The following is a 12,823-nucleotide window of genomic DNA, read 5'->3' on the forward strand; positions in this document are numbered from 1 at the left end:
CACCATGTTTTTGTGGAAAACCTGGAAAACCCTGAGTGACGCCGGGGTCATGGGCATCAACCGCCGGAATGCCGACTATGTACTCAAGTACAACAAGCGGAATCTGTATCCGATAGTAGATGACAAGATTCTGACCAAGGAACGCGCCATTGCCGTTGGCATTGATGTACCCGAGCTCTACGGCGTCATTGAAACCGAGAAGGACATCGACCTGTTCGATGCGATTGTCGAAAAGCATCGTGACTTCGTCATCAAGCCAGCCCAGGGCGCTGGTGGTGACGGCATCATTGTTATCGCTGACCGCTTTGAGGGCATGTTCAAGACCGTGTCCGGCAAGATCATAAGCCGCGACGAAATCGGCCACCATATTTCCAGCATTCTGTCCGGCCTGTACTCACTTGGTGGGCACCGCGACCGGGTACTGATCGAATATCGCGTCAGTCCCGATCCCTTGTTCAAGAGCATCAGTTACGAAGGCGTGCCGGATATCCGTATCATCCTGTTGATGGGTTATCCGGTGATGGGTATGGTGCGCCTGCCGACCCGGCAATCCGGCGGCAAGGCCAACCTGCACCAGGGCGCCATTGGCGTTGGGGTCGATCTGGCCACCGGCAAGACCCTCAAGGGCACCTGGCTGAACAAGAAGATCGCCAAGCATCCTGACACCACTAATCAGGTCGATGGCGTGCAGTTGCCGGACTGGGACGGCTTTATGAATCTGGCGGCGTCCTGCTATGAACTGTCCGGACTGGGTTACATCGGCGTAGACCTGGTGTTGGACGAGGAAAAGGGCCCGCTGATTCTGGAGCTCAACGCCCGCCCCGGCCTGAACATCCAGATCGCCAATGATGCCGGCCTGACTACGCGCTGCCATATGGTTGAGCGCCATCTGGCGGCGCTGAAAAAAACCGGACGTACCGAGTCAGTGGCGGATCGGGTGGCCTACGCCCAGAAGCATTTCGGTCAGCCAGTCTCGCGCACCGAAACGCCAGCCGAGGAGCCCGGCACCGCAGCATGAGCACACCGGAGGCCGAGCACTATCGGCTTGTCGAACTTCCGTATCAGGCGGATCCGCTCCCGCGCCTGCGGCTTGTGCGCGACCTGGGGCATAGCGTACTGCTCGACTCCGCTGCCGGTATCGAGCGCTTTGCACGCTACAGCATCCTCGCCGCCGGCCCCCAAACGCTGATCGAACCACGCGCCAATGAAACCGGCCTGCAGACGCTCGCTCGTCTGCGTGATGCACTATCGCATCTCCCTGCCGCCCGCTGGCCGGAGCATATCAGCTTGCCCTTTGGCGCTGGCGCGCTGGGCTATCTTAGTTACGATTTCGGCCGTCTGCTGGAAACGCTGCCGGCATTGGCAGATGCGGACGTTCGCTTGCCCAGTCTGAAGATGGGGATTTACCTGTGGAGCATCGTCAACGACCGCAGTCGCCAGCAAAGTTGGCTGGTCTGCCATCCGGCCTTGCCCGAGCCCGAGCAGCAAGCGCTACTGACCCGCCTGCAGGAACAGCCCAACGCTCCCCGCCCCTTTGCCTTGACAGCGCCTTTTCAACCAGAACAGACGCGCGCCGATTATCAGGCCTCATTCGACCGGGTCCAGAAATACATTCATGCTGGCGACTGTTACCAGATCAATCTCTCCCAGCGGTTCAGCGCCGGCTGCAGCGGTGACCCACTGAGCGCTTATCAGCGCTTGCGCACAGCCTGCCCCGTACCCTTTGCTGCCTATATTGAAAGCGACGACTACAGCTTGTTGTGCCTATCCCCAGAGCGCTTCCTCAGCGTGTCCCAGGGTGAAGTTGAAACCCGCCCGATAAAAGGTACGCGGGCCCGCGGCGCCACCGCACAGCAGGATGCCCAGTTGGCGGCGGACCTGCAAACCAGCCTCAAAGACCGAGCAGAGAACCTGATGATCGTCGACCTGCTGCGCAACGATCTCAGCCGGTCCTGCGCGGCAGGCAGCGTCAAGGTGCCGGAACTATTCAAGCTGGAAAGCTACCCGAATGTGCATCACCTGGTCAGCAGCGTAACCGGCAGGTTGGCCGAGGGCCGTGATGCGCTGGATCTACTGGCAGGCGCCTTTCCCGGCGGCTCCATTACCGGGGCACCAAAAATTCGCGCGATGCAGATCATTGAAGAGCTCGAGCCTGTGCGCCGCAGCCTGTACTGCGGCAGTATTGGCTATATCGGTTGCGAGGGTCAGATGGACTTGAACATCGCCATCCGCAGCCTGGTGCATCAGGACGAGCGACTATACTGCTGGGGTGGCGGCGGTATCGTGGCCGACTCGGAAGGCGAGTCGGAATACCAGGAAACCCTGGCCAAAGTGCGGGTGTTGATGGACGCCCTGGCGGGCTGAGCTGCAAGCTGCAAGCTGCAAGCTGCAAGCTGCAAGCTGCAAGCTGCAAGCTGCAAGCTGCAAGCTTAATCAGTTTGGTGTTGCGTCGCCCCTGGTCAACCCTTTCATTTCAGCAAGACCAGGAACCTTCGCCACTGCCACTGCTTTTAACTTGCAGCTTGCCGCTTGAAGCTTCGGTTTAAAGGCTGAGCGGCCGATTGGACGCCTTGATAAATTCCTGCTTCAGCTCTTCGAAGGTATGCACCGCCGGGAATTGCGGGAATTCGGCGATAACATTGTCCGGTGCGTGAAACAGGATGCCAGCATGTGCTTCCGACAGCATGGTGGTGTCATTGTAGGAGTCGCCCGCCGCGATCACGCGATAGTACAAGCTCTTGAACGCCAGCACCGACTGACGCTTGGGGTCTTTCTGGCGTAGCTGATAGTCCACAACACGGTCAGTGTCGTCGGTAATCAGACGATGGCAAAGCAGCGTCGGGAAACCCAATTGGCGCATCAGTGGTTGCGAGAACTCATAGAAGGTATCGGACAGAATAACGACCTGGAAGCGCTCACGCAGCCAGTCGACAAATTCTGCTGCGCCATCCAGCGGACTCAAGGTAGCAATCACCTCTTGAATATCGCCCAGCTTCAGGCCGTGCTCGTCCAGAATCCGCAAGCGCTGCTTCATCAGCACATCATAATCAGGAATATCCCGGGTGGTGTCCTTGAGTTCGGCGATACCGGTTTTCTCAGCAAAGGCGATCCAGATTTCCGGGACCAGAACCCCTTCAAGATCAAGGCAGGCGATTTCCACAGGTTACTCCTGATAGGCAATTTGAATTGGCGCACAATCTACCGGTTGGGCTGCCACGACGCAATGGCTGCGCCGGCTTCATACCGATAAAGCATAAAAGTATAACTAAATAAAAGAGGATGGACTAAGACGCCTTTGCTAGACTCTCCGCAATACGGCAGCCTGCATAGACAGGCGCCCCTGATGCGGAGAAACCCATGGCTCTTGACGTTTTTGATGTTCCTAAACTGGCCGAAGAATATGCCGGCAAATCGCCGCAGCAGATCCTCGAATTGGCCTTGGACCAGTATGACGACCTGTGGTTGTCGTTCAGCGGCGCGGATGACATCGTGGTGCTGGATATGGCCTGGAAGATCAACCCGCAGATCAAGGTATTCACACTCGATACTGGCCGCCTGCACCCTGAAACCTATCAGTTTCTGGAGAAGGTCAGAAAGCACTACGGCATCCAGCTGGAAATACTCTCCCCCGACCAGCAAGCCTTGGAAGCTTACGTGAAAGAAAAAGGTCTGTTCGACTTCTATGAAAGCGGCCATGGCGAGTGCTGCGGTGTGCGCAAGATCGCACCGCTACGGCGCAAGCTTGCTGGCGTGGACGCCTGGATCACCGGGCAGCGCAAGGATCAAAGCCCCGGTACCCGCAGCCACGTACCCGTGATCGAAGTAGATGGCGGATTCAGCGGTCCCGGCCGTGAACTGATCAAGTTCAACCCCCTGGCCAACTACACCAGCGAGGACGTGTGGAATTATATTCGCATGCTGGAAATACCTTATAACAGCCTGCATGAACGCGGTTTTGTCAGCATCGGTTGCGAGCCGTGCACTCGCCCAATCCTTCCTAACCAGCATGAGCGCGAAGGTCGCTGGTGGTGGGAGGAAGCAACGCAGAAAGAATGCGGATTGCACGCCGGCAATCTGATTGCCAGGGGGTGAAGCAGCCGCAAGCTTCAAGCGGCAAGCTTCAAGAAACCACAGTCCCGTGAAGAAGCTGCTCTAGATTTTAACTTGCAGCTTGTAGCTTGCCGCTTGAAGCTTGCGGCTGACGCCAAAGGCGTCAAAGGCGTCAATGCACCGGCAGGTCGACGCCCTCAAAGACTTCGTCCAGCTCAGCCTTGGTATGACACTGCAGGGCTTTTTCTACCCTGTCGCGGTTCAGGTGTGGTGCAAATTCCTGCATGAAATCGTACATGAACCCCCGCATAAAGGTCCCGCGACGGAAACCTATCTTGGTGATACTGGCTTCGAACAGATGCCCGGCATCAATCATCACCAGATCAGAATCAAGCACCGGATCAATCGCCATCTTGGCGACGATACCGACGCCCAGCCCCAGGCGCACGTAGGTCTTGATCACGTCGGCATCCGCCGCAGTAAACACCACTTTCGGCGACAGCCCGCGGTTGCTGAAGGCCTCATCCAGCTTCGAGCGACCGGTAAAACCGAACACATAAGTGACCAACGGATGCTCGGCCAGAGCTTCCAGGGACAAATCCTTGACCTGCGTTAACGGGTGGCCCTTGGGCACGATCACGCAGCGGTTCCAGCGGTAGCAAGGCATCATCACCAGATCCGCAAACAGCTCCAGTGCCTCGGTGGCAATGGCAAAGTCGGCAGTGCCGTCGACCGTCATCTCGCAAATCTGGATGGGTGTGCCCTGGTGCATGTGCAGCGACACGTCCGGGTAGCGTTGAATAAACTTGCTGATAATCGGCGGCAGCGCGTAGCGGGCCTGGGTATGGGTAGTGGCCAGCGTCAGATTGCCCTTGCGTTCATTGCTGAATTCCTGAGCGATCTGTTTGATGCTATCGACCTTGCGCAAAATCTCGCCAGCCGTCTGGATAATGCGCTCCCCGGCGGGGGTAATACGCGTGAGATGCTTGCCGCTACGGGAGAAGACTTCGACGCCCAGTTCGTCCTCAAGCAAACGTATCTGCTTGCTGATGCCGGGCTGTGAGGTGTACAGGCTCTGCGCTGTGGCGGAGACATTCAGATCATGGTGCGCCACTTCCCATATATAGCGGAGCTGCTGCAGTTTCATCAGTGACTTCCCCTGTAGGTCGAACAACACCCATTCCCGGTGCTTTATAACCATATTAGCGTATATACCAATCAGGTTAGACCATAAAAATCGGGAATGACTGCAACAGGAGTGAAATATTCCGACAACTGGTTAAACCGGCGCAGCTCAGGGTTTGAGCAGCCTGTTGCTGATGCCATGCGGCACATGGCCGGTAGGGACCACGCCTACCGCGCTGCGACAGTGCCCTTCCTGGTCATCGAAGAACAGATCGGCGCCAAAAGCGCGGAGAAATTCTGACTTGTCCATGCCGCCCAAAAACAGTGATTCATCCAGGCGGATGTCCCACTCACGCAGCGTGCGTATTACCCTTTCGTGGGCCGGTGCACTGCGCGCGGTAAAAAGCGCCGTGCGGATCGGGCACTCGCCCGCAGCGAATTCGGTCTGGATCCGGTTCAACGCCGCGAGAAACGCCTTGAACGGCCCGCCGCCCAAGGGATCACGAGCGGAGGCCAGTTCGCTGGCCTGAAAAGCCTCGAGGCCGTCACGCTGGAACACCTGCTCGGATTCGTCAGAAAACAGCACCGCATCGCCATCAAAAGCGATGCGCAGTTCATCACGCATTTCCCTTGGCTGGTTGGACGGCAGAATAGTCGCTGCGGCGAAGCCGGCTTCAAGAGTACTGCGCACATCCTCGGCGTGGGTCGACAAAAACAGTTGCGTACCGAATGCGGGAATATACTGAAACGGACTGCGACCGCCAGCAAAAGCCGCGCGGGTGATGCCCAGACCGTAATGCTGAATCGAATTGAACACCCGCAGCCCGGTATCCGCGCTGTTACGCGACAGCAGCACTACCTCCACGCGGCTGTCGCCCTCCAGCATACTATTGATACGCAGCAGCTTCTGCACCAGGCCAAAGGCCTCGCCTGGCTCCAGCGGCGTATCCTCGCGGGCAATCTGGTACTGCCGGTAGGCTTCCAGGCCTTCCTGCTCGTAAACCTGATGACTCTCATCCAGATCAAACAGTGCTCTGGAGGAAATCGCTACGACCAGTTTATCGCCAAGCCTGACCGGCATGATGCGTCCTTTACTCGGGTTGCAGATAGCTGTCTTGAATGAATTCCAGCATGTTCAACAATGCCTCGGTTTTCGGCATGCTGCAACCGGCCTGGGCCCCCAGCTTTAGCGCTTCGCGATAGAGGCTGTCGAGTTCCATGGGACGCTTGTGCAGCCAGTCGTGGTACATGCTCGGATAGTAATCGGGCATATGCCGGGTGACCTTGAGCAGCTTGGCCGCGTAGTCTTCCGGCATCTCATGACCACAGGCCTTGGCGGCCGCGACCACTTCACTCATCAGATCACCGATCAACTGCCGGCTCGCGGCGCTCTTGAGCAGCGACTCGGTACCCGCGTCGAGAAGGACCGAAACGCCGTTGAAGGAGGCATTCCACACCAGCTTCTGCCAGCGCGCAGCATCGATATTGCCCATTTCCCGCGCCTCGATTCCGGAGCTGCGGAACAGCTCGGCTGCAGCGGAGATGATCTGAGCGGCTTCATCCCCAGATGCCGGACCCGAGTGATAGCCCAGATCGACCAGCCCGTTGGCCTGATGTTTCACCTGGCCAGGACCTTCGCGGTAGAGACACACGTAGCAGAGCCCGCCAATCAGGTGGATATGATCAGGCAGCAGTGGCCGCAGGTAGGTTTCGTTGTTCAAGCCATTCTGAAACAGCACTACCTTGGCATTCTCTGCAGCGGCAGCGGCGATGATCGGCGCCAGATCCGCATTCCCCGTGGCCTTGGTGCCCACCAGCAGCCAGTCGCAAGGTGGCATCTTGGTCACATCATTATACGCCTGCACCGGGTTGAGGGTCATGCTGCCATGCACCATGCTATCCACCGTAATGCCATCCTTGACCACCGCGTCATATTCGCTACGCAGCAAAAAATGCACGTCGTGGCCGGCTTGCGCCAGCATCAGCCCATAGAAGCCACCGATCGCCCCGGTACCAATAATGCCAACCCGCGGTTTTGTCTGCTGCATGAGAACCCCTCTTTTGCATGTCTGGATCAACCAATTGCGCTCATGGTAATCGCGCGGGCCCCAAGGAGACAGTCAGCCATGCGACAAAGCTGCAAACATTCGGCTTTTTTCCCGGCTATTGAGCAGCTTAATCGCACCGATACGACATACCGGGGTAGCCGCGCTGGCGTTCCTTGATTAAGCTGTGCACAACTAATTAAAGGTAGCCGATTGACTGCCTAACTGACCTGCCGGGATAGATGATGGCCGACTTACCTATTGATGATCTGAACGTTGCCTCCAATGAGGTACTGATAACCCCTGCCCAGCTCAAGGCGAAGATACCCATGAGCGCGGCGTCCGAAGCTACGGTGGTGCAAAGCCGGCAAGTGATTCGTGACATTCTCGATGGCAAGGATCACCGCCTGTTCATCGTGATCGGCCCTTGCTCGATTCATGATCTGGAAGCCGCCAAGGACTACGCCGCGCGTCTGAAGAAGCTGGCTGACGAAGTGGGCGACACTCTGTATCTGGTCATGCGCGTGTATTTCGAGAAGCCGCGTACCACCGTTGGCTGGAAAGGCTTGATCAACGATCCCTATCTGGACGACTCGTTCAAGGTAGAAGATGGCCTGCATATTGGTCGGCAACTGCTCAGCGATTTGACTGCGATGGGCCTGCCCACCGCCACCGAAGCGCTGGACCCGATTTCGCCGCAGTATTTGCAGGATCTGATTTCCTGGTCAGCGATCGGCGCACGCACGACCGAATCGCAGACTCACCGCGAGATGTCCTCCGGCCTGTCTTCTGCAGTGGGTTTCAAGAACGGCACCGATGGCAGCCTGACCGTCGCCATCAATGCCCTGCAGTCGGTCTCCAGCCCCCACCGCTTCCTGGGCATCAACCAGGACGGTCAGGTATCCATCGTGACCACCAAAGGCAATCAGTACGGCCATGTGGTACTGCGCGGTGGCAACGGCAAGCCCAACTATGATTCGGTCAGTGTTTCACTGTGCGAAAAGGACCTGGAAAAAGCCGGAATCGCACCGAACATCATGGTCGATTGCAGTCACGCCAATTCCAACAAGGATCCCGGTCTGCAGCCGCTGGTGATGGACAACGTCGCCAACCAGATCCTGGAAGGTAACAACTCGATCATCGGTCTGATGGTGGAAAGCCATATCGGTTGGGGCAATCAGTCTATCCCCAAGGATTTGTCACAGCTGCAGTACGGCGTATCGGTAACCGATGCCTGTATCGACTGGGACACTACGGTCACCAGCATCCGCAGCATGCACGCCAAGTTGCGGGATGTGTTGCCCAAGCGTCAACGCGGCTGATTGGCACGCTCCTAAAAAAACCGCCACATGGCGGTTTTTTATGCTTTGCATAACAGCATCAATGCTGACGCTGTCGCAGCTTTTCCTGGCGGAGCATATAACGCTCCACATAGGAACAGGACGGTATAACGGTGTAGCCCCGCTCTTCGGCAAACTGCAGCGCGTGAGCTGTCAGCTGTGCAGCCAAACCCTTGCCACGCAAGGCGTTGGGCACATAGGTCCGGTAGATATCCAGGGTCTTTTTGCCAAGATCCATATAAGCCAGGTAAGCCCTCGCACCGTCAATGGCAACATAAAACTGCTTGTCTTCAGTATCGTGCTGAATCGGTGCGTTCAGATCCATGCCCATCTCCCCACCAGCAATCGCCTTGCAGAACCTTTCTCGTGAAAAAGTACTGCTCAAGTAACGTTGACATGCGACCTGGAAAATAATTCCCAAGGTCGCGAATTATATTCTCAGCCAACCGGATTGACGCCGATCCCCAACGCCATCAACAACGCGATGGAAGCCAGGCAGGCAATCACCGGAATCGCGACCGTGACCATGAACATGTCCTTATAGGCTTCCTTGTGGGTCAATCCCATGATCATGAAGGTCGCAATGACCGCCCCGCAGTGTGGCAGAGAGTCCAGACCGCCGGAGGCGATAGCGGCAATACGGTGGAGAATTTCCGGTTCGATACCCATTTCCAGGTAGCTAGGTGCGAGCGTCTGCATAAAGATCTGCAACCCGCCCGAAGACGAGCCAACAATCGCGGACACCACACTGGCGGAGGCAAACACCGAAATAAGCGGTGGTAGATCCGCGTTAAGCATCCACTGGGCAAACTGACTGAACCCCGCCGTTTGCGTAACCACGCCGCCAAAACCGATAACCGCAGCCGTGTTGATCAGCGGCATTACCGAGTCTTCCGCACCCTGGCCGAAAACCTCAACAATCTTGCGGCGCATGCTCGGGAACAACACCACGCAGGTCAGCGAACCGAGGATCAATGCCATGCTCGGCCAGATGATCGGTTGCGCCTGACTGAAGGCCAGCAGTGATGCAAGCCCACTGTCGCTCTGTGACCAATCACCTAGACCAATCACCAGCCGCGGCAGCATGATTACGCCGAGGACCACGACCATGGGGATCAGCGCCAGCTTCCAGGAGGGGACATCGTTCGGGTCGCCAGCCAACTGTTCCATGCGCCGGTCCTGCGCGTTTTCGCTGAAACCTTCACCATTGGCCCTGGCCAGCCGCCAGCCACGCTCCACGTACCACATACCCAGGCCGGCCATGATGACCGCGGCAAACAGACCAATCCAACCACCGGCAAACAGGTCGGTGCCCAATGAGCTGGCCGAAATCACGTTGTGAATAGACGGCGTGCCGGGCATCGCGGTCATGGTAAAGGTGCCCGCCCCCACCGAGGTGGCGGCAGCCCAGAGTCGCTTCGGCAGATTCGCTTCGCGCATCAGGGTGATGCCCAGCGGATACATGGTGAACACCACGACAAACACCACCACACCGCCGTATGTCAGCAAGGCACAAACGATCATGCCCACCAACAACGTGTGTTTGACGCCCAAACCGCGGGTAATGGCCAAGGCAATGGCCTTGGCGGCCTGGCTGGTCGCCATGGCCTTACCGAAAATGGCGCCGCAGAGGAACAGCAGGAAGAAGCGTCCGGCGAAACTGAATGCGCCTAATGAACCGGATGGATAGTACTCAAGTAACGTCCGCGGAATCAGTAAGCCGTTGGTCAGCGCCACCACCAACGAACAAAGAAGCGAAGCGACAAAAATATTGATGCCGCGCATGGCCATATAGATCAGCAGCGCCAGCCCCACCAGCAGTCCCAGATTCCCCAGCATTGAGCTTATTCCTTATATTTATTGATATTACTCGCATCACAATACCTCAGCAGCGAGACAATACAATATGCATAAGAGCCGCTCGATATGCTGAATACCCGATGATTTATGATCCTCATCAATTCCACTACGCTGATCAGCTGCTAAACTCTTTTCGCCAGCTTATTGGGATGCTTGGCATGTACTGGATAAAAAGGGGATTCACATGAAACAGATTCTGAACGTCTCAGCCGTTGCGTTGGCAGCCGTGCTGGTTGCCGGCTGCAGTAATAACCAGTTTCAAGAAGAAACGACCAGCAGGCTGTCGGCAGCAGAAACCTCGGCAGCCCGCGCGCAAGCGCGCGCTGATGAAGCTTATCGCAAGGCCGAAGAAGCAATGGCCGCCGCCATGCGCGCTCAACAAAGCGCTGATGAGGCCAACGAGCGCGCCATGCGCATGCTCGACAAGGCAAGCCGCAAGTAACGGTTACTGTCAGATACTGCTTGCCTGCAGGATGATGCCGACCCGCCAGGGCCGGCATCATCACCCCTCGCCCACCCGCCCTATGACGGTAGGGAGACCGTTTTCCTCAAATGCCGCATCCCTGATCTTCTTCCAGTCCAGATGCAGATTAACAAAGCCTGGTGTCTGTTCGGCCAGCAGTTGCTGGATAGCGGCCTGACGGTCTATGGTCGAAGGCAAACCGTGCTCGTCCAGCGGCGTGTGGACCTCCAGCAACAGCTGCCCGTCACGCAGCGCGAGCTTGTAAGGCTGGTTGATAATACGTACCTGCGTGCCCGCAGGAATCTGTGGAAACAGTGCATTGATATCCTCGTTGCGCATGCGGAAACAACCGTGACTCACGCGCATTCCAATGCCGAACTGCTTGTTGGTACCGTGAATCACGTAGGCGCCCATCGCCAGATTCATCTTGAACGGGCCCATCGGATTGTCCGGCCCTGGCGGTACCACCTCGGGTAGAAAATCCCCCTCGGCGGCATGTTCGTCACGGATCGACTGCGGAGGATACCAGGACGGATTGGCCTGCTTGCGTGCCACCTGCGTCTCACCCAGCGGCGAGGACCAGCCCTCGCGGCCAATACCCACGGGGTAGGTAATCACCCGATCACCTTCCGGGGGATAATAGTACAACCGGTATTCAGGCAGATTGATGACGATGCCCTTGCGCGGGGCGTCGGGCAAAATGTGTTCCCCGGGTAACATGACCCGCGCGCCCTCACCCGGCAGCCAGGGGTCCACCCCGGGATTGGCTGCGAGCATTTCCAGGTAACCATAGCCATATTCTTCACCCAGATCGTCAAGGGTGTCTTCATAGGCCGCGTGGATAGCGAAGGTTTCGCCAACGATCTGCTGCTCGGGCACCAACAGGGGGTACTCGTTAGCCGCCAGGGCTGGCGTGATCAGCAGTAAGCTTGATAACACTCTACGTAAGCTCATCTCAGTGCCGGCCCTGCGCATAGAGATCTATCTGTTGCACAGCGGTCAAGGCTTCGGCGGCTTCAGGTCGGTTGCGTGCGGTTGATGCTGAGGGGCCGTTGCTGCCACCGCGCTTGTGTGAGCGCGCTTGATCCAGACATTGCGGGCAAAGTGTGGGCATAACTGCGCGAAGCAGCTCCCGATACACCGGTCGCGCAGGCAACAGGTCACCGCACAGAGTCCGCTCTACCGGGTTATCCAGACGCAGGTTGATGTCTACCATATGCACATGCCAGGGATCTGCCACAAACAGGTCCTGCTGCTCGTCCTGTTCGACCACGCACCAACGCTTGGCCAGCCACGCTACACTCACGCGTTATCTCTCCAGAAAATCGACTGCTTCAGCGCTGCAGCCAGGTCTCGATATAAGGCCAAACGTTATCCAGGATCAGTGGCTGGCCTTCAGCAGTTGGATGAATTCCATCTGACTGCATGAGACTCTGATCAGCTTCTCCGGCAATGCCGTCCAGCACAAAGGGCAAGAGCGCTACATCGTATTGTTCGCTGATCTCGGCAAAGACCTGCTCAAACGCCTGGGTATACCGCACGCCGTAGTTAGGCGGAATCCGCATACCCAATAAAAGCACCTCTGCACCTGCTTCCTGCGACTGTTCTACCATCGCCGAAAGATTCTGTTGCATATTGGTTGGCGGCATCCCGCGCAAGCCATCATTACCGCCTAATTCTATCACTACCAGGTCCGGATTATGTTGCTCCAGCAGGCGTGGCAAGCGGGCCAGCCCCCCTGCAGTGGTATCGCCACTGACGGATGCATTCATCACCTCAATGTCGGCCCCTTCCTCCTCCAGACGCTCCTCCAGCAGGGCCGTCCAGCCCTGATCGATTTCCAGACCGAAAGCGGCACTGATACTATCGCCAACAATCAGTATTCCCTGCGCGCTGGCGGGCAACACCGGCACCATCATCAGCAAGCACAACAAAGCAAT

General features: G+C 57.3%; 14 protein-coding genes. 5 read left to right on the top strand and 9 right to left on the bottom strand.

Annotated features, from left to right (window positions below; translation table 11 throughout):
- Window positions 1–4: 4 nt before the first annotated feature.
- Window positions 5–1,018 (top strand): alpha-L-glutamate ligase-like protein, encoded by a 1,014-nt coding sequence (locus tag EAO82_RS14630; RefSeq protein WP_096344754.1) that lies wholly within the window; start codon window positions 5–7, stop codon window positions 1,016–1,018.
- Window positions 1,015–2,364, top strand: a complete 1,350-nt coding sequence (gene pabB, locus EAO82_RS14635) for an aminodeoxychorismate synthase component I (RefSeq protein ID WP_096344755.1) — start codon at window positions 1,015–1,017, stop codon at window positions 2,362–2,364. The genes EAO82_RS14630 and pabB overlap by 4 nt, the downstream gene beginning before the upstream one ends.
- Before the next feature lie 178 nt (window positions 2,365–2,542).
- Here pabB and thrH read toward each other — a convergent pair whose 3' ends face one another.
- A complete protein-coding gene (gene thrH, locus EAO82_RS14640; protein ID WP_096344756.1) occupies window positions 2,543–3,160 on the bottom strand; it encodes a bifunctional phosphoserine phosphatase/homoserine phosphotransferase ThrH in 618 nt (205 codons plus the stop codon).
- Between the two features lie 197 nt (window positions 3,161–3,357).
- Between thrH and EAO82_RS14645 the strand changes: the two genes are divergently transcribed.
- Window positions 3,358–4,092: a phosphoadenylyl-sulfate reductase gene (locus EAO82_RS14645; protein ID WP_096344757.1), complete on the top strand. Its 735-nt coding sequence runs from the start codon at window positions 3,358–3,360 to the stop codon at window positions 4,090–4,092.
- Between the two features lie 130 nt (window positions 4,093–4,222).
- On the opposite strand, the gene cysB is transcribed toward EAO82_RS14645, so the two are convergent.
- The 3 genes from cysB to EAO82_RS14660 form a co-directional block, all read right to left on the bottom strand.
- Window positions 4,223–5,197, bottom strand: coding sequence for an HTH-type transcriptional regulator CysB (gene cysB, locus EAO82_RS14650; RefSeq protein WP_096344758.1), 975 nt, complete (start codon window positions 5,195–5,197; stop codon window positions 4,223–4,225).
- 147 nt (window positions 5,198–5,344) lie between these two features.
- Window positions 5,345–6,256, bottom strand: a complete 912-nt coding sequence (locus EAO82_RS14655; protein WP_096344759.1) for a 5'-nucleotidase — start codon at window positions 6,254–6,256, stop codon at window positions 5,345–5,347.
- A 10-nt stretch (window positions 6,257–6,266) separates the two neighbouring features.
- Window positions 6,267–7,223, bottom strand: coding sequence for a putative 2-dehydropantoate 2-reductase (locus EAO82_RS14660; RefSeq protein ID WP_096344760.1), 957 nt, complete (start codon window positions 7,221–7,223; stop codon window positions 6,267–6,269).
- 242 nt (window positions 7,224–7,465) lie between these two features.
- Here EAO82_RS14660 and EAO82_RS14665 point away from each other — a divergent pair, with 242 nt between their 5' ends.
- On the top strand, window positions 7,466–8,542 hold the full coding sequence (locus tag EAO82_RS14665) for a 3-deoxy-7-phosphoheptulonate synthase (protein ID WP_096344761.1): 1,077 nt from the start codon (window positions 7,466–7,468) through the stop codon (window positions 8,540–8,542).
- 58 nt (window positions 8,543–8,600) lie between these two features.
- Here the strand turns inward: EAO82_RS14665 and EAO82_RS14670 are convergent, their stop codons facing one another.
- Window positions 8,601–8,885, bottom strand: a complete 285-nt coding sequence (locus tag EAO82_RS14670) for a GNAT family N-acetyltransferase (RefSeq protein WP_096344851.1) — start codon at window positions 8,883–8,885, stop codon at window positions 8,601–8,603.
- Between the two features lie 113 nt (window positions 8,886–8,998).
- Entirely contained in the window at window positions 8,999–10,399 is a 1,401-nt protein-coding gene (locus EAO82_RS14675; RefSeq protein WP_096344762.1) for a GntP family permease, read from the bottom strand.
- Between the two features lie 205 nt (window positions 10,400–10,604).
- On the opposite strand from EAO82_RS14675, the gene EAO82_RS14680 reads away from it, so the two are divergent.
- The gene (locus EAO82_RS14680) at window positions 10,605–10,862 is read left to right on the top strand and encodes an Lpp/OprI family alanine-zipper lipoprotein (protein WP_096344763.1); all 258 of its coding nucleotides are present in this window, start codon (window positions 10,605–10,607) and stop codon (window positions 10,860–10,862) included.
- Window positions 10,863–10,922: 60 nt separating this feature from the next.
- Here EAO82_RS14680 and EAO82_RS14685 read toward each other — a convergent pair whose 3' ends face one another.
- The 3 genes from EAO82_RS14685 to EAO82_RS14695 are packed head-to-tail and all read right to left on the bottom strand — an operon-like array spanning window position 10,923 to window position 12,802.
- On the bottom strand, window positions 10,923–11,837 hold the full coding sequence (locus EAO82_RS14685) for a L,D-transpeptidase family protein (protein WP_096344852.1): 915 nt from the start codon (window positions 11,835–11,837) through the stop codon (window positions 10,923–10,925).
- Between the two features lies 1 nt (window position 11,838).
- Entirely contained in the window at window positions 11,839–12,189 is a 351-nt protein-coding gene (locus EAO82_RS14690) for a hypothetical protein (RefSeq protein ID WP_096344764.1), read from the bottom strand.
- A 28-nt stretch (window positions 12,190–12,217) separates the two neighbouring features.
- Entirely contained in the window at window positions 12,218–12,802 is a 585-nt protein-coding gene (locus EAO82_RS14695; RefSeq protein WP_096344853.1) for an arylesterase, read from the bottom strand.
- Window positions 12,803–12,823 lie beyond the last annotated feature (21 nt).

Origin of the sequence: Halopseudomonas pelagia (genome assembly GCF_009497895.1) — a bacterium.
In the GTDB taxonomy this organism is placed as follows: Bacteria; Pseudomonadota; Gammaproteobacteria; order Pseudomonadales; family Pseudomonadaceae; genus Halopseudomonas; species Halopseudomonas pelagia_A.